14 protein-coding genes and 1 tRNA gene are annotated in these 21,143 nt (G+C 67.1%); 7 read left to right on the top strand and 8 right to left on the bottom strand.

The window, feature by feature from the left end; translation table 11 throughout:
• Window positions 1-141 precede the first annotated feature (141 nt).
• From PIB44_RS08590 to PIB44_RS08575, 4 genes are all read right to left on the bottom strand, one after another.
• The gene (locus PIB44_RS08590; RefSeq protein ID WP_278069052.1) at window positions 142-3,105 is read right to left on the bottom strand and encodes a TonB-dependent receptor domain-containing protein; all 2,964 of its coding nucleotides are present in this window, start codon (window positions 3,103-3,105) and stop codon (window positions 142-144) included.
• Window positions 3,106-3,372: 267 nt separating this feature from the next.
• A complete protein-coding gene (locus PIB44_RS08585; protein WP_318035461.1) occupies window positions 3,373-6,072 on the bottom strand; it encodes a M14 family metallopeptidase in 2,700 nt (899 codons plus the stop codon).
• A 567-nt stretch (window positions 6,073-6,639) separates the two neighbouring features.
• A tRNA-Leu gene (locus PIB44_RS08580) sits at window positions 6,640-6,724 on the bottom strand.
• Window positions 6,725-6,903: 179 nt separating this feature from the next.
• Entirely contained in the window at window positions 6,904-8,565 is a 1,662-nt protein-coding gene (locus tag PIB44_RS08575; RefSeq protein ID WP_278069050.1) for an amino acid permease, read from the bottom strand.
• A 155-nt stretch (window positions 8,566-8,720) separates the two neighbouring features.
• Between PIB44_RS08575 and hrpB the strand changes: the two genes are divergently transcribed.
• Window positions 8,721-11,156, top strand: a complete 2,436-nt coding sequence (gene hrpB / locus PIB44_RS08570; RefSeq protein WP_278069049.1) for an ATP-dependent helicase HrpB — start codon at window positions 8,721-8,723, stop codon at window positions 11,154-11,156.
• A 17-nt stretch (window positions 11,157-11,173) separates the two neighbouring features.
• Here the strand turns inward: hrpB and PIB44_RS08565 are convergent, their stop codons facing one another.
• Genes PIB44_RS08565 through PIB44_RS08555 form a run of 3 tightly spaced genes read right to left on the bottom strand, consistent with a single transcriptional unit; the run spans window position 11,174 to window position 14,206 of the window.
• Window positions 11,174-11,986, bottom strand: coding sequence for a TrmH family RNA methyltransferase (locus PIB44_RS08565; protein ID WP_278069048.1), 813 nt, complete (start codon window positions 11,984-11,986; stop codon window positions 11,174-11,176).
• Window positions 11,986-12,882, bottom strand: coding sequence for an RsmD family RNA methyltransferase (locus PIB44_RS08560; RefSeq protein ID WP_278069047.1), 897 nt, complete (start codon window positions 12,880-12,882; stop codon window positions 11,986-11,988). Before PIB44_RS08560 ends, PIB44_RS08565 begins: the two co-directional genes overlap by 1 nt.
• 16 nt (window positions 12,883-12,898) lie before the next feature.
• Window positions 12,899-14,206: a glycosyltransferase family 2 protein gene (locus tag PIB44_RS08555; protein WP_278069046.1), complete on the bottom strand. Its 1,308-nt coding sequence runs from the start codon at window positions 14,204-14,206 to the stop codon at window positions 12,899-12,901.
• Window positions 14,207-14,422: 216 nt separating this feature from the next.
• On the opposite strand from PIB44_RS08555, the gene PIB44_RS08550 reads away from it, so the two are divergent.
• Genes PIB44_RS08550 through PIB44_RS08535 form a run of 4 tightly spaced genes read left to right on the top strand, consistent with a single transcriptional unit; the run spans window position 14,423 to window position 17,599 of the window.
• Entirely contained in the window at window positions 14,423-15,055 is a 633-nt protein-coding gene (locus PIB44_RS08550) for a TetR/AcrR family transcriptional regulator (RefSeq protein WP_025977158.1), read from the top strand.
• A gap of 41 nt (window positions 15,056-15,096) precedes the next feature.
• Window positions 15,097-15,849: an ABC transporter substrate-binding protein gene (locus PIB44_RS08545; protein WP_278069044.1), complete on the top strand. Its 753-nt coding sequence runs from the start codon at window positions 15,097-15,099 to the stop codon at window positions 15,847-15,849.
• The gene (locus PIB44_RS08540) at window positions 15,846-16,835 is read left to right on the top strand and encodes a FecCD family ABC transporter permease (RefSeq protein WP_278069043.1); all 990 of its coding nucleotides are present in this window, start codon (window positions 15,846-15,848) and stop codon (window positions 16,833-16,835) included. Before PIB44_RS08545 ends, PIB44_RS08540 begins: the two co-directional genes overlap by 4 nt.
• Complete coding sequence (locus PIB44_RS08535) at window positions 16,832-17,599, top strand: ABC transporter ATP-binding protein (RefSeq protein WP_278069042.1); 768 nt, start codon at window positions 16,832-16,834, stop codon at window positions 17,597-17,599. The genes PIB44_RS08540 and PIB44_RS08535 overlap by 4 nt, the downstream gene beginning before the upstream one ends.
• On the opposite strand, the gene PIB44_RS08530 is transcribed toward PIB44_RS08535, so the two are convergent.
• Complete coding sequence (locus tag PIB44_RS08530) at window positions 17,590-19,620, bottom strand: lytic transglycosylase domain-containing protein (protein ID WP_278069041.1); 2,031 nt, start codon at window positions 19,618-19,620, stop codon at window positions 17,590-17,592. The genes PIB44_RS08535 and PIB44_RS08530 overlap by 10 nt on opposite strands.
• 114 nt (window positions 19,621-19,734) lie before the next feature.
• On the opposite strand from PIB44_RS08530, the gene dapA reads away from it, so the two are divergent.
• Window positions 19,735-20,619 (top strand): 4-hydroxy-tetrahydrodipicolinate synthase, encoded by an 885-nt coding sequence (gene dapA / locus PIB44_RS08525; protein ID WP_278069040.1) that lies wholly within the window; start codon window positions 19,735-19,737, stop codon window positions 20,617-20,619.
• Window positions 20,619-21,089 carry an SsrA-binding protein SmpB gene (gene smpB, locus PIB44_RS08520; RefSeq protein WP_025977152.1) on the top strand — a complete coding sequence of 157 codons (471 nt, stop codon included), beginning with the start codon at window positions 20,619-20,621 and terminating at the stop codon, window positions 21,087-21,089. The genes dapA and smpB overlap by 1 nt, the downstream gene beginning before the upstream one ends.
• Window positions 21,090-21,143: the final 54 nt, after the last annotated feature.

The following is a 21,143-nucleotide window of genomic DNA, read 5'->3' as shown; positions in this document are numbered from 1 at the left end:
CGCTCGCGGTCATCAGTTTCCGACCACTGAAAACGGCGTCTCCAGTGTGGGCGAAACAGGAATGGGAACCGGACCCAGCTTCATTGCGGCGAGGGGCGGAAAAGGATGGCTCTGAAGGCCGTCCTTCTCCGCCCAAGCCGTTTAGAAGCTCTTGGTGACCGAGATTGAGTAGTAGCGGCCGAGCGTGTCGTAGTTCTGGCCATCATAGCTGCCGGCGAAATTGCCCACCTGGGGCGGCGTTTCGTTGAGCAGGTTGGAGACGCCCACTCGCACGCTGAGGTCTTTCGGCAGGGTGAAGCGGCCGTTCAAGTCGAAGACGTCATAGGAATCGACGCCTCGGGTCGTGCTGGCCGCATTGCGCACCTGTTCGGCGCTGATCATTGCGGCGGTATGACGCCACCGCAGGCTGACGTTCAGCCAGTCCCGCGTGTATGCGAGGGTCGTATTGGCTTTCCAGTCGGGGTGGGCCAGGCCGGCGCCCTCTTCGACAGCGGTGCCGCGGCTGCCTGCATAGTTGTAGGACGGGCCGCCCGGCAGGTTCTGAATCTCGAACTTGTCGACATAGCTGACCACGGTGCCCAGAGACAGGCTGCCGGCCGAGGCGGGCAGGCCGATGTCAGCCAGGTCAAACGACCAGTCGATTTGCAGGTCGACGCCGCTGACCTTGAAGGCGCCAAGGTTCAGCGCGGGCTGGCCCGGCTCGAACAGGAATCCTGTGGTCGGGTTACGCTTGCCCATGACCTGACAGTAGTAGTTGTTCACGTCATAGGTGGGGTTGGCGCCATTCAGGTTGAAGCAGTTCTCCATGGTCTGGATGATCGGCAGGTTGCCGACCGCGCCGGCGACTTCGATCGCGTACCAGTCGATCGAGGTCGAGATCCGCTCCAGAAGCGGCGAAGAGAACGGCGACTGGATGACGGCGCCGATCGAGTAGGTGTCAGTGGTTTCTTCCTGCAGGTTGGGGTTGCCGCCGGTGAGAGCGAACACCTGGGTCGAGCCGAACTGATAGGTCGGAAGCACGCCCGCAGGCACGCCCATGGCCGCGCACAGAGCCTCGACCTTGGCGGCGTTGGCGCCGCTCTGACCGAAGCCGCCGCGATAGCCGGAGCGGACATCGCAGGGGTCGCCGCCGAACGGCGTCGCCGCGCTGGGGCTGCCGATGCCCGTGCTGCCCGAAGATTCGGGGGCGTAGAGCTCGCCGACGCTGGGCGCGCGCACAGAGCGATTGTAACCGCCGCGCAGACGTAGGGAGTCTATGACGCTCCAGTCGACATCGACCTTATAGGCGCTGACGCCGCCCACGCTGCTGTAGTCGGAATAGCGATAGCCGAGGTTCATGTTGACCTCGCGAGCCATCGGAATGTCCTTCAGAATGGGGACCAGGGCTTCGAAGTAGATCTCGCTGACACTGGTGTTGCCGCCGGAAGGGCGCAGGACGCTGTAGCCCAGGATGTCGCTGCCGACGCCCGGAATATTGTAAAGTTCATCTGAGTTGTACTGGAAGGAGTTGTAGCGATAGCCGAGACCAGTCGCCACGCGGACTTCCCCGGCCGGAAGGTTGAACAATCCGCCCTGCAGGTTCAGTTCGGCGACCCGCTGTTTCATCTCGTTGGTGTTCGAGGTCCGGCGGGTCATGTAGTCCATGCAGCTTTGGGAAAGCGCATGGTTGCCGAAGAAGTTGGCTCCGCCCTCGCAGAGCACGGGATAGGCGACCATGCCCACGGAAGCGCCTGTCACGGGGTCGTATTCCATCCGCGAACCGCCCGCGCCGCCGAACGGATCGTACAGCAGGTTCACGACGGCGGATTTGCTGAGCGCGCCGTGCTGGATGTTGTTGGTCTTGGTTTGCCCCACGCTTGCGAAGGTATCCCACGTCCAGTCGCGGTACGGCAGGACGCCATCTGCGCCCAGGACGATCTGATAGACGTCATAGGTGTTAGTCTGTAGGCGGTCGCCGGCGGCGGTGAAGGCCTTCTGGAAGGTAAAGTCGCCGTTGGGATTGGGGCGTGACGCCAGGATCAGCCGGGCGTCAGGCGTCAGGAAGGGGTTGGTGACCGGCGCGCTCAGCGCATAGGCCGCGCCCGACGCCAGGGTCGGGTTGAAGAAGGTCAACGCGTCATAGCTCGTAAAGGTCGCCTGGGCGAAGACCGAGGTGTTGTCGGTGACGTCGTAATCAAGCTTGGAGAAGACCGTGACGCGGTCGTTGGTGTTCACGACCTGGCTGTTCGGCCAGCCGAAGTTAAGCTGTTTGCGGCTGCCGGCGATGTATTGGGTGTCCGTCTCCGGGTCGCGGTAGTTCTCGACAAAATAGTTGCCGACTGGCGTCACGTGGCTGAACAGGGTGCCGTCCAGATTGAACCCCAGTTGGCCCGTGTAGGTCGCTGAACCGGTGATGGGACTGGTGCCATAGACATTGCGGAACAGGTTGTTGACCACAGCGGCGCTGGGCGCGTTTCCGGGAAAGAGCATGGCCCCGGAATCGAGCGTCGCCGTGCCGTTCTGGGGCGTTCGCGTGATATTGAACGGCCGATCGCTCTGAAGCGCAGGCTCGCGTTGGGAGTAGTCGACCGAGACCATGGCGCGGCCGCGACCTTCCGCGAATCGTTGACCGGCGGTGACGGTCGCGCGGAACTGCTCGCCGTCGCCGTATTCGCTGACGCCGTACTGGCTGCTGAGCGTCAGGCCCTCAATGTTGCGCAGCCGGAAGTTGACCACGCCCGCCGTGGCGTCCGAACCGTAGGCGGTCGAGGCGCCGCCGGTGATGACTTCGACGTTGCCGATCAGGGCGTCAGGCAGGGTGTTCAGGTCGATCGAGCCATCCGGAGACGACGGCTGCATCCGGCGACCGTCCAGCAGGATCAGCGTGCGCTTGGGGCCCAGGCCTCTGAGGCTGGCGTTGGCCTGGCCGGCGTTCAGGGTCGTGGTGCTGCTGCCCGTGCTGGCTTGACCGAAGGCGCCGGTGAATTGCGGCAACTGCGTCAGGGCCCGCTCGACAGACACCTGGCCCGTGTCTTCGATAGCCTCGGTCGAGACGGACACGATCGGGCTGTTGGCCACATAGTCCGGGCGCGCCACCCGCGAGCCAGTGACGATGATATCGCTCACATGGGTCGCGGTTTCAGACTGATCTTCCTGGGCGTGTGCTGCACCGGCCATCAGGGCCGCATAGGCGCATGCGCTCGTTAGCAACACGCGGGAGGGCTTGGGCTTGGATCGCGTGAGTCCTTGGTTTTTCATGATTACCCCTCTGAGTTTACTGACTTCCTTCGAAGTCTCAGCGAATGACGTGGTGTTTCGACCTGAAGCGCTTGAGCGAGGACGAGCGGCAGCCAGCGCGTCGCAAGCGCCTGCTTCTCTTGTTGGCTTCAGGGTTTAGTCGGCGGCAGCGGCCGGGCCGTAGAGCAGGCCGTTGAAGAATAGCCGGAAGGTCCCCGCCGGTTGGGCGCGTTGCAAGACTTCGACGCCGTAGACGAACAGCTTGCCCTTGCCGATATCCACTTGGACGACGGCCGAGGTGTCTTTCAGCAACTCCTGATGGTGCGCCCAGCCGCTCCGCAAAGGCGCGTCGGTATCGAACCAGGCCACGGACTTCGCGCCTTCGCCGGCGATGCGATAGGTCTGGCCGTTGGCGAAGAAGACATCCGCCTGGGCCGGCATGCCGAAGGCCAGGGGGTCGGTGTTGTCCACCTTGGCGCTCAGGATCGAACCGGGCAGGAAGAACTCGGTCGTGGCCAGGGGCCGCTGCGTTCCATTCTCTTCCTTGACCAGGGCCGGAGCGATGGGCGCGCCCAGAAGGTGCGCCAGGCGATTGGCGCCGCCGATCGTGATGACCGAGCCGCCGTTGCGAGCGAACTCGGCGATCTGGGGCACGGCGCTCTCAGCAGTCACTTCGCCCAGCCAGGCGCGATAGGCTTCGGGGATGTCCTCGGCTTGCGGCAGAGGCTGGTTGCGCTGGGGACGATAGGCCGCGTGATCGAGCGCCGGCGTGGTCCCGTCGGTGAACACCAGGACGTCGAAGCGCTCGTTCAGGTTTCCGGCGCTGAGGGTCTGCGGATAGACCACCTCGAACGGGAACTCATATTGCTCCAGCAACCACCGGGTCCAGCCCGCGCTCATGACCCCGCCATAACGATCCACCAGCCCGACGCGAACGGGCTTCAAGGCGATGGAGCCGCCCGCCGGCTTGCGGTCTACGGCATAGGCGTTGAAGCCCAGCTCGCTGACCGCCGCTCGCACGGCTGCAGTGCTTTCGTGCGAGGCCTGCACCCACAGGGCGCCCGGCTGCAACTGGGTGCGCCCGACCTTGGCGCCGTTCTCCAGCCATTCGACGCTGGCCCCCGCCTTCAGCAGGCGGTTGGTCAGGATGAAGCTGTTGTTGACCTCATGGGGGATGACGAAGCCCGCACGACCCGAGCCGATGACGGCGCCCGGCGGCGCGGCCAGCAGGTCGCCCGCCCGGGTGAAGGGGCCGTCAAAGCCGTCCAGCACGCGATCGAACGTCACCCCCATCTGATAGGCCAGGGTGTAACCCGCCACGTCGTAGGGCAGCTTGGGCGGGCCGCCTGGATACTCGGTGTTGTGCGGATGGTCCTGCGGCTCGAACATGTCCAGCACGTGGGGGCGGAAGGCCTGGGCCGTCTTCACGACATAGGCGCCCTGCGGATAACGCTTTGCGCCAACGGTGAAGGGGGCGCCGGCGACCTCGACGTCGACGCCGCTCTTCATCAGGGCGTTGAGGAAGGCCACCGTGGTGGGCAGGTCGCGCTGTTCTTCAGGGTTGATGATGAAGCCGCGCGGATCTCGGTTCTCGGCCGTCTTCAGCACCGTATCGAACAAACCCGCATCGATGGCGCCGCGATCGGTGGTGGTGGCCGCCGCCTTCAGGTCGTCGACTTTCTGGGGCGTGATGGTCCAACTGTCCTGGCCGCCGCGCTCAATGCTATTGGCGCCCATCTGATAAATGCCCATCAGCAGGCGTTCGCGGTTGCGCGAGGCGTAGTCGATGACGGCCCGGTTCATCGACCACTGGTAGTCGATGCTGTCCTGCAGGCGCCACATCCGGGGGCCGATCGGCATAGGCTCGTCGTTGCGAGCCAACTGGGTCTCGGGGATCAGCGGAATGGCTTCCGGCGTCGGCCCGCCGATGATCTCGGTCAGGATGCCGACCATGTTGTGGAAATAGGGGGCCGACCGATACATGCCGTTGTGCCAGGTCGAGTAGGGGGCGACGCTGTCCATCCCTGATCCGGCCTTGCCTTCAGAGATCAGGCGGCTGTGCATGATGGTCCCGACCTCGGTGGTCGTGGTCATCACCAGCGGGTCGAAGTTGTAGTTGAACGGGTCACGGAAGGGCGGAATGAACACCACCATGCCGCGCGGGCCGGTCTGGTGTTGATTGAAGACGATCTGGGGGAACCACTCGCGATAGTGGACCCTGTTGATGTTTTCGGTTTCGGGCATCAGCGACATGTAGGAGTCGCGGTTGTTATCGTGGCCCACATACTTCTGATACAGGCGCGGGATAGAGTTGAACTCGCGCTTCAGCGGGTCTTCGTTGCGCATATACCAGTCGGCTACCAGTTGCAGGCCGTCCGGGTTGGCGTGGCCGAACAGGATGATGACATCGTCGAGCGTGCGCCGGGTCTCGGCGTCGTTCTGGGACAGCAGCCGGTGGATGATCTGGATCTGGCCTTGCGTGGTGACGGTCTCGGTGGCGTGCAGGCCGGCGTCGATCCAGACAATGGCCTTGCCTTCCCGCGCCAGGTCCGCCGCCTGTTCTGCGGTCAGGTCTTCAGCGCGAGCCAGGCGCCGGGAAATGTCGCGATAACGATCCAGATTGGCCAGGTTTTCAGGCGAAGACACGATCGCCATCCACTGGGTGCGTCCTTCAGCGGAGGTTCCGAAGCTCTGCAGCTTCATCCGGTCAGATTCGCCGGCCAGGCGCTGAAGATAACGCTCATACTGATCATAGTCGGCGAGGAAGTAGTCCGTGCCGGGAGGCTGGGGGAAAAAGCGCTCAGGCGCCGTCACGATGTCCGAAGCCGGCGTGGCCGCCGTCGCGGCTTGAGCCAAGGCGGCTGAGGCGGGGCCTGCGGCGGTAAGCGCAGTGCTGGTCAGAAGCGCCGCACAAAGCCGGCTGGCAAAGGTCGTCCGGAACATTGATTTCCCCCATATACGCGCCCGGGATCGTCCAGCCGCCGCCAAAGGCTCGGACAAAAAATCGCCCCGTAAAAGACATATTCCCCCTCTGAGAACAATTTTTTGCCAAAAACGAAGGAAGGCGCGCCCTGAGGGGTGGAAAGCCGTCAGAAATTTGAAATTATGGCTTGGCTTCTGCAAGATGTGGTGGTTCCGACATCCGAGCTCTAACGCTGGATGCCGAACTCGCGCTGCGGATGGTGCGCGCGCTGCATCGCCACAAGCTCCTCACAGCCGAGCCGCGGGTGGATAGCCGTCGGATGATCTCAGGCACCGCGAATCGACTGTGCGAGGGCCGGTCGCTGGCGGGCGAGGTCGGGGGCTACAGGCCCCGCCTGCGAGCGTCTCAACTGCTAAAATTGCAGGAATAAGGCGGGGCTTTTGCCAACGGCGCTGTCGGCGCTGCACGGAGGTCCGCGGCCGTTGGCGCGTGGCCGAGAATGGTGCGGATGAGAGGACTCGAACCTCCACGCCTCGCGGCGCCAGAACCTAAATCTGGTGCGTCTACCAGTTCCGCCACATCCGCATAGGTTCGCCCGAGGCTGTAGGCGAGGGCGGCCGTTTCGGCAATCCCGTCCGGCCATGAAAAAGGCCCCGGATCGCTCCGGGGCCCTTCTCTTTTTTGGGCCTACCGCGCTTCGCGCTGCTTGAGGCCGTCGGCCCGCTGCAACGTGCAGACGCGGTGTGCGGAACGGCTGATCGGGATCAGTCGTCCTTCTTGTTGTCAACGCCGTGACCGAAGGCGTCAGCCGCCGATTCCAGCTTCACGTCCTCGGTGATGTCGATGCCCTTGGCCAGCTTCGAGTGGGCGAAGCCGTACAGACCGTAGATAAGCGCCCCGACCACGGCGTAGACGCCCAGGATGGTCAGCGGCAGCGGGTTGTCGTTCAGGGCGTGCTGGACCATCGGCACGAAGTTGAACGACGCCAGCGTCAGACAGGCCAGGATGCCCAGCACGGCCGTGATCATGCCGCCCGGAACACGGAAGGGACGCTCCATGTCTGGGTGCTTGATGCGCAGGACGATGACCGACAGGCAGACGATGGCGAAGGCCGTCGCCGTGCCCAGCGACACCAGGTCGCCCAGGATCGAGATGGGCAGGAAGGACGCCGCGATGGCGATGACGATGCCCAGCAGAATGGTGCCGATCCACGGGGTGCGGAACTTCGGGTGCACCACGGCGAACGCCTTGGGCAGCAGGCCGTCGCGCGCCATCGTGTAGAAGATCCGCGTCTGGCCGTAGCACAGCACCAGCATGACCGAGGACAGGCCAGTGATGGCGCCGATCTTGATCAGGAAGGCGATCAGGTTGAGCTTGCCGCTCGGCGCGCCGGCCAGCGGAATGTCGGCCCAGGTGAGCGCCATGCGGTCGATGGCGACGGCGATCGGGGCCGGCGAAGCCAGTTCCAGGTAGGGGACGACGCCGGTCATGACGGCGGCCACGACCATGTAGATCAGAGTGCAGACGAACAGGGCGCCCAGGATCCCGATCGGCACGTCCTTCGACGGGTTCTTGGCTTCGGCGGCGGCGGTCGAAACCGCTTCAAAACCGACATAGGCGAAGAAGATGATCGAGGCGCCGCGGAAGATGCCGCCCACGCCGAATTGGTCCCAGCTGTCGCCCTGCGGCGGGATGAAGGGGTCCCAGTTGGCGGGGTTGATGTACTGCAGGCCCACAGCGATGAAGGTCAGCAGGACGATGATCTTGATGACCACGATGGCGTTGTTGATGTTCGCCGATTCCGACACGCCCAGCACCAGCAGGCCGCAGACGGCGGCGATGCCGACGGCCGCCACCAGGTTGAAGGTGCCCGTCAGCGGGAAGCCCGCGTCAGCGCCCGAGGCGACGTACTGGATCAGCGGGGTGGCCCACTGGGGTCCTTCGCCGCCTGGGTAACTTATTGTCGGAAACAGACTGGCGCTGATCCCGAAGTCATTCAGGATCGACACCACATAGCCGGACCAGCCGACCGCGACGGTCGAGGCCGCGACGCCGTATTCCAGCACCAACAGCCAGCCCATGATCCAGGCGAAGATTTCGCCCAGAGTGCCGTAGGCATAGGTGTAGGCCGAGCCCGAGACCGGCATGGTCGACGCCAGTTCGGCGTAGCACAGGCCCGCCAGGCCGCAGGCGATGCCGGCGATGACGAAGGAGAACATGATGGCCGGACCGGCGTGGGCCGAAGCCACCTGACCCGTCAGCACGAAGATGCCCGCGCCGATGATGGCGCCGATGCCCAGACTCATCAGATTCAGCGGGCCAAGCGTCCGCTTCAGCTCGCTTTTGGCGGCTTCCTTCTGAATTTGGGCGATGGATTTTTTAAGGAATAGCCGATTACCGGCAGGCTTTACGCCGTCTGCAGACATGCAGTTGCGCCCCCAACATATGCGACGACCCCTCCCGGGTCGCCTTCTTGGGCGGGGACGCTAGCCATCTGAGGCCGTGCGCGCAACGCGGTTTACGAGGGATGACGCGCCGACGACGCTTTCGTGAACCCGTTCGAAGGCGCTACAGCCGCTTTATGTTGCCGATTCACGCTGTTCTGGAGCCGCTGAAGGCCGCCCTGGCCCAGACCTCTGCGGTCGTCCTTGCGGCCCCGCCGGGCGCGGGCAAGACCACGGTCGTGCCTTTGGCCCTGCTGGATCAGCCCTGGCTGGCCGGCGGCAAGATTTTGGTCCTGGAGCCGCGGCGACTGGCCGCGCGCGCCGCCGCCGATCGCATGGCCGCCAATCTTGGCCAAAAGGCTGGCGAAACCATCGGTTATCGCACGCGCCTGCAGAGCCGGATCGGTCCGGACACCCGAATCGAGGTCGTGACCGAGGGCGTATTCACCCGGATGATTCTCGACGACCCGGGCCTGGAGGGCGTCGGCGCCGTCCTGTTCGATGAATTCCACGAGCGCAGTCTGGACGCCGATCTGGGTCTGGCGCTGGCGCGCGACAGTCAGTCGGTGCTGCGCGAGGACCTGCGCCTGCTGGTCATGTCGGCGACGCTCGACATCGCCGGGGTGTCGCGCCTGCTGGACGGCGCGCCGGTGATCGAGGCCGAGGGACGGATGTTCCCGGTCGAGACCCGCTATCTGGGCCGCAACCCGGTCGAAAGGTTCGAGGAGGCCATGGCCAAGGCCGTGATTCAGGCCCTGCATGAGGAGACCGGTTCGCTCCTGGCCTTCCTGCCGGGGCAGGGCGAGATTCACCGCACCGTCCAGCGCCTGAACGAGCGGCTGCGTGATCCGTCGGTCGATGTCGTCGCCCTCTATGGCGCGCTCGACAAGGCCGAGCAGGACCGCGCCATCGAGCCCGCCGCGCCTGGCCGCCGCAAGGTGGTTCTGGCGACCTCCGTGGCCGAGACCAGCCTGACCATCGAGGGGGTGCGCGTGGTGATCGACGGCGGCCTGTCGCGCGTGCCCCGCTTCGAACCGTCCAGCGGCCTGACCCGGCTGGCGACGGTCAAGGTCAGCCGATCCTCGGCCGAGCAGCGGCGGGGCCGCGCGGGCCGGGTCGAACCGGGCGTCTGCTATCGCCTGTGGGATGAGGAACAGACGCGCGGCCTGGTCGCCCATCAGCGGCCGGAAATTCAGGAGGCGGATCTGACCGCCTTCGCGCTCGATCTGGCGCGTTGGGGGGCGAAGTCGGTCGAGGGGCTGGCCCTGCTCGACCCGCCGCCGGCCGGAGCGATGACGGAGGCGCGGAAGGTGCTGGCCCGTCTAGGCGCGCTGGACGCCAGGGGCGACCTGACGCCGCACGGGCGACGGCTGACCCGCATCCCCCTGGCGCCGCGTCTGGCCCACATGGTCGCTGTCGCCTCGGATCAGGGCGATGCGCTGGTCGGGGCGAGGATCGCGGCGGTGCTCAGCGAGCCGGGCCTCGGCGGAAACGGCGTCGATCTGCACGACCGCCTCAAGGGGCTGGAGCGGGACCGTTCGCCGCGCGGCCGCGACGCGATAAAGCTGGCTGAGCGCTGGGCGCGGGCGGCGGGCGGCGGCCGGGATGGCGAGGCCGATGCGGGCCTGCTGCTGGCCGAGGCCTTCCCCGAACGCATCGCGCGCGCCAAGGGCAAGCCGGGCGAGGTGCTGCTGGCCTCCGGGCGCGGCGCCTTCATCGAGCCGACGGATCATCTGGCGCGCGAACCGTGGTTGGCCGTGGCCGAACTGGGCGGCGGCGACGCGCGCGACCGCATCCGTCTGGCGGCGGCGCTGGACGCCGCGACGCTGGAAGCCGATCTGGCGCATCTGATCGAGGTCGAGGACCGACTGGCGCGCGAGCCTTCCGGCAAGCCGGTGATCCGCCGCATCCGCCGCATCGGCGCTCTGATCCTCGACGAAAAGGTGGTTGGCGCACCGGACCGGGCCACCATGACGGCGGCGCTGAAGTCGGAAATCGAAGCGGGCGGCCTCGGCGCCTTGAAGTGGGGCGAGCAGGCGGGAGCGCTGCGGGCGCGGCTGGCCTTCCTGCGCGGACTGGACGCGGCCTGGCCCGACGTCTCGGATGAGGGGCTGCTGGCGGCGCGCGAGGACTGGCTCTGGCCTCTGCTGGACGGCGCGCGATCGCTGGCCGACATCGGCGACGGCAAGCTGGCTGAAGCCCTGCGCGGACTGATCCCCTGGGATCTGCATCGCAAACTGGATGAACTGGCGCCGACGCGCCTGGCCACGCCGCTGGGCAGCGCGGGCATCGACTATGCCGCCGAGGGCGGGCCTCGCGTCGAAATCCGCGTGCAGGAACTGTTCGGCGTAAAGGCGCACCCGACAGTCGGCGGGGGCCGTGTGCCCCTGACGCTCAGCCTGCTGTCGCCCGCGCGGCGGCCGGTGCAGGTGACCAAGGACCTGCCGGGTTTCTGGGCCGGGTCATGGGCGGCGGTGCGCAGCGAGATGCGCGGCCGCTATCCGCGCCACCCGTGGCCGGAAGATCCGGCCAATGCGGCGGCGACCAGCCGGGCCAAGCCGCGCGGAACCTGACGCGGCATCAGCCTGCCTTACAGCCCTTCGCCATAGGCGGCGTCGGTCACCGCATAGACCATGATGCCGGTGGCGATGGCCAGGTTCAGGCTGTCGGCGCGGCCGCGCATCGGAATCTTGACGTTCAGGTCGCAGGCGGCGGCCAGATCGTCGGTCAGGCCCGCCTGTTCATTGCCCATTATGATCAGGGCGGGGTGGCGCGCCGGACTGTCGCGATAGCCGTGGGTGGCGTCCAGGCGGGTGCCGATGACGCTGCCCGGCCACTGGGCGCGCCAAGCCAGAAACTCCTCGCGCGTCGCCTTGCTGATGCTGACGGCGAAGACTGAGCCCATGGTCGCGCGCACCGCCTCGACCGAGAAGGGATCGACACAATCGCCGATCAGGATGACCCCGCCGCACCCAGCCGAGTCCGCCGTGCGGATGATGGTGCCCAGATTGCCCGGATCGCGCACCTGCTCCAGCGCCACCCAGCAGGGCTTGGCGTCGGGCTGGATGGCGTCCAGCGGCGTATAGACCTGTTCGAACACGCCCAGCACCGTCTGCGGATTGTCGCGACGGCTGATCTTCTCGAGGATGGCGTGGGTGACGACGATGATCTGGCCGCCGGCCTTTGTGGTCTCGGCCTTGGCGCGGTCCAGCAGGGGGTGCGGCCGGGCGTCCTGGCCGACCAGCAGCATGACCGGGGCGCGGCCCTGATCCAGCGCCTCGCCGATGAACTTCAGTCCCTCGGCCAGGAAGCGGCCCGTCGCCTCGCGCTCCTTGCGCATGTGCAGGGCGCGCACGGCCTTGATGGTGTCGTTGGTCAGGGAGGTGATGAGGCGTTCGTTCATCAGGCGCTCCATCTGGCGAAGAAACTGAGGCCGATCGTGCGGGCGCTCTCGCCGTCCTCTGACAGCGCCAGTTCGCCCCAGTCGATGCGGCCGCCGCGATCATGCGTCGCCTCGGCCATCATGTGCGCCAGCGACAGGCCCGAAATGCGCGCCGCATAGGCGTTCAGCAGCAGGAATGAGGCGTCGTCGGACAGCAGGGCGGCGCAGTCGTTCAGCAGCCCCGGCATGTCCTCGAACAGCCGCCAGACTTCGCCATTGGCGCCGCGCCCATACTTAGGCGGGTCCAGGATGATGCCGTCATATTTGCTGCCGCGACGGACCTCGCGCGCCACGAATTTGCGGGCGTCCTCGACGATCCAGCGGATCGGGCGGTCGGCCAGGCCGGAAAGTTCGGCGTTCTCGCGGGCGTAGGCCACGGATTTCTTGGAGGCGTCGACGTGGGTGACGTGGGCGCCCGCCGCCGCGCAGGCCAGGCTGGCCACGCCGGTATAGCCGAACAGGTTCAGAATCTTCGGCTGCTTCAGGGTGCGGACGCGGGCGTCCAGCCACTCCCAGTTGGCCGCCTGCTCGGGGAAGAAGGCCAGGTGCCGGAACGGGGTGAACCGCCCCATGAAGCGCACGTCGCGCCACTTTAGCGGAAAGGCGTCGATCGGCCCGTGTTGATCGAACCGCCAGCGACCGGAATCCTCTTCCTCCTGCTGGGGGTCGAACATGGCGTTGGCGCGCTCGAAGGCTGCCTCCTCATGAGGCTTCCAGAAGCACTGAGGCTCAGGGCGCACGACGGTGTAGCGGCCATAACGCTCCAGCTTGCGGCCGTCGCCGCTGTCCAAAAGGGCGTAGTCCGACCACCCGCGGGTGACCAGGGTTTCGGGCGTGGAGGAAAGAACCGGAGCCATGCGCGCTGATAGGCGCTCAGGCCGCTGCTCGTCCAGCGTCGGGATAGGGGTCAGGAACGATGATCAGTTCTATATCGTCCTGATGCGGGGTCTTGTCCCAGCGGTGCGGTTCCAGCGCCAGCCGGACGGCGGCGTGCATGAAGGCCAGGCTCAACAGGAACCAATAAGGCAGGGAGGCCGCCATATCGAGCGGGCCATAGGGCGTCCCGGCGATCCGCGCGCCGCGGTATTTGGTGATCCAGGCGGCTGCGACCCCCACGATCAGCACCGCCCATCCCAGAACGGAAAGGGACGGCAGTTGCCTGTCCATGGCCGACATCAGGCAAACCACGGCGACCCAGGCCATGCAGCCGGCATGGACCGCCGCCGATCCCAGGCCGGCGCCGATGGTCATGATCAACGCCGCCCAGCCGCGCCAGCCCATTCCCTCGGTCCAGCGCGTATGCACCGCCAGCGTCTGCAGATAGCCTTTCAGCCAGCGCGTCCGCTGCGGCAGCCAAAGGCGCACCGGACCGGGCGGCGTCTCATAGGTGGGCCGGCTGATGACGCCCAGTCGATATCCGGAACGCCAGATCCGAAAACCCAGATCGGCGTCCTCTGTCACGTTCCACGAATCCCACCCGCCCAACGCCCTCAGCACCGAGACGCGGAAATGATTACTGGTCCCGCCCAGCGGAAAGGGCAGGCCAAGCCGAACCATGGCGGGCAGGGTGATCTCGAACAGGGCGGCGTATTCGGCCGCAAACTGGCGGTCGAGCAGGGGGTGGGGGCTGGTCTTCTGGCGACTGCGGATGCGCAGCGGAGCCTGAACGCAGGCCAGGCTGTCGCCCTCATCGCGAAACTTCATCGCCGCTTCCTTCAGTTGCAGCGGATCGGGGTCGTCTTCCGCGTCGTAGATGGTCAGGAAGTCGCCGGTCGCGCGCGCCAGGGCGTAGTTCAACGCGCGTGGCTTCGTCTTCGGCGTGCCGGGCGGCACCACCAGCACGCTCAACCATTCGGGCAGCTCCAGCTGCGACGCTGCGGCGATCGTGGCGTGATCATCGGCTTCAAGCGCCAGGAAGCCTTGCAGGCGGTCACGGGGATAATCGATCTCATCCAGTCGCTCGACCAGATGGGGCAATATCTGCGCCTCGTGATAAAGCGCAGCTACGACGGTGTAGCGGGGCCAGTCCTCATGACGCCAACTGGAGGACGGGGCCGCCCTCGGCGCGCGGGCCTGAACCGCGATCAGGCCTAGCCGCCACGCCGCCAGCGCCAAAAACCCGATCTGCGTCGATACGAGGAGCCATCCGGCCAGACGCGGCACAGCCGCAGCGCTGGTCATGCTCAGCGCCAGCGCGACGCCTATGGAGATCGCCTGAACGCGCGTCAGGGTGATGCGCGCTGACTCTGTCCTTGATTGTTGACAACCCACCACGCCCTCGTCCGATTTAACGCAATGTTAATATCATTGATATCCCAAAGCTTGGGTTTGGCTAGAGGGGTTGGTCGAGTTAACCTCGCGTCGGGACTCGGGTCCCTCGTTCAAGGAGCCAGTTGATTGTCGATCTCCACGACTTCCACGTCGCGATCGAACCGCAAGGCCAAGGGAGACGGGCACGAACGCCGGGCCGAGATCCTGACGGCGGCCGAACGCATCTTTGTCGAAAGCGGCTACGACGGCGCCACGATCCGCAAGATCGCCGATGAGGTGGGCCTGTCCTCGACGGCGCTCTACATGCATTTCGCCGATAAGAGCGAAATCCTGAACGAGATTTGCAGGAATACCTTCGAACGGCTGGCCGAGCGCAACCGCAGCATCCTGGCGGATACGGAACCCTCGCTTGCGCGCCTGCGCCGGATCGCCGAGAGCTATGTGGCTTTCGGCCTGGAGCATCCCAACGCCTACCGCCTCGCCTATCTCACACCGACGGCCGAGACCCGCCACGGGGCCGAGACCATTGCGCAGAAGGCGGGAGGAGAGTTGTTTGAGGCCGTGGTGTCAGTTGTCGAAGACGCCGTGGAGCAGGGCGTCCTGCGCGGGGACGCGCGGATCCAGGCGCAGGTCATCTGGGCTTGCGTGCACGGTCTGGTCTCCTTGCTGATCACCAAGCCCTATTTCGACTGGGCGGACCGCGAGGTTTTGATCCGCACTCAGTTGGACGTGCTCTTCAATGGGCTGGCCGCCCGGTGAGGCTATGCTGCTGCGGACTCGTCCTCCTGATCACCGCAACCTTGGCGACCGCAACCCAGGCGCGGCCGCTGCGGGTGATGGCGTTGGATCAGTGCGCCGATCAGTTCGTCCTGGCCCTCGCGCCTGACGCGGAGCTCGCCCTGTCGCCGCGCGCCGACGATCCCGATGCATGGATGCGACAGGCGGCGAAAGGCCGGCGGATGGTTCGTCCGACCCTGGAGGCCGCGACAGGATTTCAGCCGGACGTGGCGGTTCGCTACTGGGGCGGCGATGCACGGCTTTTGAACGCGCTCGATCGGCGTGGAGTGCGCACGGTCGGCATTGACGACGCCACGGATATGGAGGGGATCAAGGCCAATATCCGCAAGGTGGCGGCCGCACTGGATCACCGTGCGCGCGGCGAGGCCCTGATCCGCCAAATGGAGGCGCGGCTGACGCAGGCGTCGGGCGCGGGGCGGGGGCGGGCGGCTGTCTATGTCACGGCCAGCGGCTTCACCAGCGGGCCAGGCTCGCTGATGGACGCCATCCTGCGCGCGGCCGGGTTCCGCAACGGGGTGATTCAGCCCGGCTATCAGCCGCTGGGGCTGGAGCGGGTGCTGCTTTCGCCGCCCGCGCTCTATGTGAAGGGATTCTTCGACCTGGCGCGGTCGGACTGGCGCGGCGCCGGGCGCCATCCAGTCATGCGCCGGGCGACAGCGGAACGCACGGCGGCCAGCCTGCCGGGCGCGGCCCTGACCTGTCCCGCGTGGTTCGCGGCGGACGCAGCTGTTCTGCTGGCGGAGCAGGCGAAATGACCGGCGCCGCGAGACTGAATATCGGCCTGGGTTTGGCCCTTGCGGCTGCGCTTGGAGTGGCGACGACCCTGGGAGAAACAGCTTTCAGCGCGGCGCAGTACGCCCAGGCGCTGTCTGATCCTGCGTCCGGTCCGGGCGAGGTGCTGTGGCTGGTGCGTGCGCCTCGCGCGGTCTGCGCCCTGCTGGTCGGCGCAGCGCTCGGCCTGGCCGGGGCGGTGATGCAGGGACTGCTGCGTAATCCGCTGGCCGAGCCGGGGGTGCTGGGGGTGTCTGCGACCTCGGCCCTGGCCGCCGCGACCGCCATTGTGCTGGGGCTGGCGGCGATCCCCGGCGCTGTGGAAAGCGCGGCTCTGTTCGGCGCGGCGGTCGGGGGAGGCCTGCTGATCGTCCTGGCGGCGCGGGTGCGGGCGCCCGAGGCCTTGATCCTGTTCGGCGTGGCCCTGTCCAGCTTCGCAGGCGCCCTGACGGCCCTGATCTTCAACCTGTCGCCCTCGCCGATCGCCTCGGCCGAGGTGATGAACTGGCTGCTGGGCTCAGTCGAGAACCGAAGCTGGGTCGACGTGGCCTGGGTGGCGCCGGCGCTTCTGATCTCGGCGTTTCTGGCGAGAAGCGCGTCGCCGGGGCTGCGGATGCTGACGCTGGGCGAGGAGGCGGCCCGCGCTTCCGGCCTGTCGATGGGACGGATGCGGGTGCTGGCCCTGGCGGCATCGGCGCTGGCGGCGGGCGGGGCGGTGGCCGTTGCCGGCGTCATCGGCTTCGTCGGCCTGGCGGCGCCGCATCTCGTGCGCGCGGCGGTGCGCGGCGATCCGGGACGGTTGCTGGCGCCCTCGGCTCTGGCGGGCGGCCTGATGCTGGTGCTGGCCGATCTCGCGGCGCGGATGCTGCCGACGGATCAGGAGCTGAAGCTGGGGGTGTTCACCGCCCTGGTCGGCGCGCCGCTGTTCGCCCTGATCGCCTGGCGCGCGGCGCGGGAGTGGCGGCTGTGAGCGGGCTGCTGGAGCTTGAGAACGCCCACGCGCGCCTCGGCGGGGTCGAGGTGCTGAACGGCGCGTCCTTCGTTGTCCGGCCAGGCGAAGTCGTCGCCCTGTGCGGGCCGAACGGGGCGGGCAAGTCGACGGCGGTTCGCGCCGCTCTTGGCCTGACCTCGCTGACCCAAGGGACCGCTCGTCTGGGCGACCACGAGGCCCGACGCCTGTCAGAACGCCAGCGCGGCGAGCGCGCGGCCTATCTGCCGCAGGACCGTTCCATCGCCTGGAACCTGCCGGCCGTCGAAGTGGCGGCGCTGGGCGCGCCCTTCCTGACCGGAGGGGCGGCTCTCGAGCGCGCCCGCGCCGCGCTGGACGAGGTCGGCGTCGGCCATCTGGCCGATCGCGGCGTGGCCGATATGTCGGGCGGCGAACGCGCACGCGTGCTTCTGGCGCGCGCCCTGACGGTTCCGGCGCCTCTCTTGGTCGCCGATGAGCCGATCGCCGGGCTGGACCCTGACGCCCAGCTGCTGGTGCTGGAGCGGCTGCGCGCGCGCGCTGACGCGGGGCGCGGGGTCCTGGTCAGCCTGCACGACCTGAGCCTTGCGGCGCGTTTCGCCGATCGGGTCGTGGTGTTGGACCAGGGGCGCACGGCGGCGGAAGGCGCGCCGACCGAGGCCCTGTCGCCCAGCATCCTGAAGACCGTCTTCAACCTCGACGCCGTCTGGCTGGAGGCCTCAGACGGGCCGTGGCTAGCGGCCCGTCGCGCGTCACCTCACGGCTGATAGGCGCGCGGTCCGGCGTTCGGCGGCGTGCCGCGCGCCAGGTCCGCCGAGGGCGTCAGCGGGGCAGAGCCGCCGTTCAGCCGGGCGCGATAGACCTGCATGTTCTCCATCACCCGCATCATGTAGTTGCGCGTCTCGGTGAAGGGAGCGCACTCGATGAAGTCGATCGGGTCGACCTGGGCCTGACGAGGGTCGCCGCAGCGGGCGGTCCATTGCGGCGGACGGGCCGGTCCGGCGTTGTAGCCGACAGAGGCCAGCAGGGGAGATCCGCCGAAGTTGTTCATCAACTCGCCCAGGTGATAGCTGCCCAGGGTCATGTTGATCTCCGGGTCCCAGAGCTGCTCTGAGTTGAACGAGCGGCCCATGCGACGCGCCACGCCCTGCGCCGTCGCGGGCAGAAGCTGCATCATGCCGCGCGCATCGGCGTGCGAACGGACCAGGGGGTCGAAGCTGGATTCCTGACGGGTGATGGCCAGGGCGAACTCGTTCGGCGCCATGCCCGCGACCTGTTGCGGCAACTGAATCGGATACATCCGCTCGGGCATGACGAAGCCGCGCTGGCTGGCCGCGCGACCGACCATCATCGAGCCGAACTGGTCGCCATAGCCCTGCATCAGGTCGAACAGCTGCGCCAGGTCGTAGGGCGACGGCAGGGTATCATCCAGATGATAGGCGAACACCCGCATCAGCGTCTTCTCGCCGATCTGGCCCAGGATGCGGGTGGCCCGCACCACTTCATTGCCCTCGAAGCGGTTGACGTCTTCCGGCGACGGCGCCGGTTCGCCCGGCAGGGTCAGGGTCGTCGCCCCCGCTTTCTCCGCCGCCAATTGGCCATAGAAGGTCTGCCAGTGCTCGGCGCCCGCTTGATACCAGCGCCGGGCGCCCTCGCGGTCGCCGCGCGCCTCGGCCGCCCGCCCCAGCCAGTACAGGGCGCGTCCCTGCGTGATCGGGGTCGAGGAGGCGTTGCGCAGGGCCTCGAAATGCTGGGCCGCCGTGGCCGGATCATTGAGCTTGGTCAGGGCCACCCAGCCTGCGAAGAACTCGGCGTCGACCTTGCGCTCGCCCGAGGGGAAGCCGTGGCCGTTCATGGCGGCGTAGGCGGCGCGCGCATTGCCCTGTTGCAGGGCGTCCAGGAAGTAGTTGCGGCGTTCGCTCCACAGCGTGTTCTGACCTTCCGAGTGCGACGGCGCAGCGGGCAGGGCGGACAGCAGCGGGAAGGCCTCGGCCTGGCGCCCGGCCGAGCGCAGCAGGCGCACGCGCTCCAGGACCACGGCCGGGTCGTTGGCTTGCGAGGGCGACAGGCCGCCGACGATGGCGTCGGGCGCGTAAGCGGTGCGCAGCGCCATCACCGTATTGGCGATGGTCTGACGGTCGGCCGGAACCAGAGCGACCATCGCGCGCGTCGCCGGGCCGTGCGGCCCCAGCAGCAGCATGTTCAGCCGCGCCACATGATCGTCGCTGGTCAGCCAGCCGCTCCAGCGCGAGTAGATGCGGCTTTGCTGAGCTTCCTCAAAGCTCTGGGTGCGCCACCAGTCGCGAATCAGCGCCTGGGCCTCCTGGCGGCGGCCGGTCTGCTCCAGCGCGCCGGCCAGGGCGATGGCGCCCTGGGCCGTGGTCGGGGCGGTCCCGTTGAAGAAGGCGATGACGGCGTCCGGCGACTGGCCAGCCATGTCCAGCGCTCGCTCGCCGGCTGCTCTGCGCGATTCGCCGCGCGGCCAGTTCGCCAGGTCGGTCTGCGCCCGCGCCAGGTCGCTGTAGGACATCTGCCTGTCAGAGGTGTCGACCAGCGCCCACTCGACCAGCTTGCGCGCCGAGGGGTCGGAAATCCGGGCCATCACAGCCTGCGTGCCGACCACGTCGCGGGCTCGCGCGGCGGTCAGTCCCTGCTGCACCAGGGCGGCGTCCTGGCTGCTGATGATTCCGCCCTGGCTGGCGGAGTAGGGGGCAGGCGTGCTGTTCAGCACGTCCTGAGCCGGGGGAGTCAGAATCGCCAAGGCGGCGGCCACGGTCGTCGCGATCATTAGATATCTGATCCTCATTCATCTTTGGTTGCGGCCAGGCGGCGGGCAACCTACCCTTTGCCGATTAGTGACGGGCGGACCGCCGCCCATTCTCCGCGCAGGTATGTTGTTCCCATGACCGCCCCCTTGTTCAAGGGCGTGATCACCGCCCTGATCACACCTCTTCGTGACGGAAACGTGGACGAGGCCGCTTTCGAGCGCCTGTTGGAGCGCCAGATCGCCGCTGGGGTTCACGGCGTCGTGCCGATGGGCACCACGGGCGAGAGCGCCACCCTGCATCTGGATGAGCACAAGCGCGTGGTCGAACAGTGCGTCGCCATCGCCGCTGGTCGCATCCGCGTCATCGCCGGGGCGGGCTCGTCCGCCACGGACAAGGCGATCGACCTGACCCGTTTCGCCAAGACGGTCGGCGCCGACGGCGCCCTGGTCGTGACCCCCTATTACAACCGCCCGTCGCAGGCCGGAATGCAGGCGCATTTCGAGGCGGTGGCGGACGCCGTGCAACTGCCGATCCTGCTCTACAACGTGCCGGGGCGTACGGGGGTGGACCTGTCGAACGAGACGGTGGCGGCCCTGGCGGCGCATCCGAACATCGTCGGCATCAAGGACGCCAGCGCCGATGTGGCGCGGGCCAGCTGGATGCGGGCCAATATCGACGGCGCCTTCGACCTGATCTCGGGCGATGATTCCAGCTATCTTGGCTATGCCGCGCACGGCGGCGTCGGCGTCATTTCCGTGACCTCTAACGTCGCGCCTGAGGCGATGGTCGCCCTGCATGACGCCATCCAGGCCGGGGATTTCGCCGCCGCGCGCTCGTGGCAGGAACGGCTGATCGGTCTGCACAAGGCGCTGTTCCTCGACAACTCGCCGTCCCCGACCAAATACGCCCTGGCTAAGATGGGCCTGTGCACGCAAGAGGTTCGCCTGCCGCTGTCGCTGACGGCCGACGCGGTGCGGCCCGCCATCGACGAGGCGCTGGCCGCCGCTGGAGTCGCCTGATGGCCGCCGACGCCCCCAAACAGAAGACCATCGCCGAAAACCGACGCGCGCGCTTCGACTACTTCCTCGAAGATCATATCGAAGCCGGGCTCCAGCTGCGGGGCACCGAGATCAAGGCTTTGCGCGACGGCCGGGCCAATATCGCCGAGAGCTATGTCTCGCCGGAGGGTCGCGAGATGGTGCTGATCAACGCCGACATCCCGCCCTATAAGATGGCGAACCGCTTCAACCATGAGCCGCGCCGTCACCGTAAGCTGCTGCTGCACCGCAAGCAGATCGACAAGCTGATCGGCGCAGTCCAACGCGAAGGGCGCACCATCGTCCCTGTGCGCCTCTATCTGAATGAGGCGGGCAAGGCGAAGCTGGAGATCGCCCTGGCCAAGGGCAAGAAACTGCATGACAAACGCGAGACCGCGGCCGAGCGCGACTGGCAACGCGACAAGGCGCGCCTGCTGCGCGACAAGGGATAAGTGCGGTTCCGCTTTGCGCGCCGCGCGACGCGCGATAAACGAGCGATGATGGGG

The sequence above is a fragment of the Brevundimonas sanguinis genome (assembly GCF_029636725.1).
GTDB lineage: Bacteria > Pseudomonadota > Alphaproteobacteria > Caulobacterales > Caulobacteraceae > Brevundimonas > Brevundimonas sanguinis.
The sequence above is the reverse complement of the archived record's forward strand: the minus strand, read 5'-3'. Positions and strand labels throughout refer to the sequence as shown.

Bases quoted from the DNA above. Each gene is read 5' to 3' on its own strand.
- PIB44_RS08530 (WP_278069041.1), bottom strand. From the start codon at position 19,620: ATGATCGCGACGACCGTGGCCGCCGCCTTGGCGATTCTGACTCCCCCG.
- PIB44_RS08565 (WP_278069048.1), bottom strand. From the start codon at position 11,986: ATGAACGAACGCCTCATCACCTCCCTGACCAACGACACCATCAAGGCC.
- PIB44_RS08575 (WP_278069050.1), bottom strand. From the start codon at position 8,565: ATGTCTGCAGACGGCGTAAAGCCTGCCGGTAATCGGCTATTCCTTAAA.
- dapA (WP_278069040.1), top strand. From the start codon at position 19,735: ATGACCGCCCCCTTGTTCAAGGGCGTGATCACCGCCCTGATCACACCT.
- PIB44_RS08540 (WP_278069043.1), top strand. From the start codon at position 15,846: ATGACCGGCGCCGCGAGACTGAATATCGGCCTGGGTTTGGCCCTTGCG.
- PIB44_RS08555 (WP_278069046.1), bottom strand. From the start codon at position 14,206: ATGACCAGCGCTGCGGCTGTGCCGCGTCTGGCCGGATGGCTCCTCGTA.
- hrpB (WP_278069049.1), top strand. From the start codon at position 8,721: ATGTTGCCGATTCACGCTGTTCTGGAGCCGCTGAAGGCCGCCCTGGCC.
- smpB (WP_025977152.1), top strand. From the start codon at position 20,619: ATGGCCGCCGACGCCCCCAAACAGAAGACCATCGCCGAAAACCGACGC.
- PIB44_RS08560 (WP_278069047.1), bottom strand. From the start codon at position 12,882: ATGGCTCCGGTTCTTTCCTCCACGCCCGAAACCCTGGTCACCCGCGGG.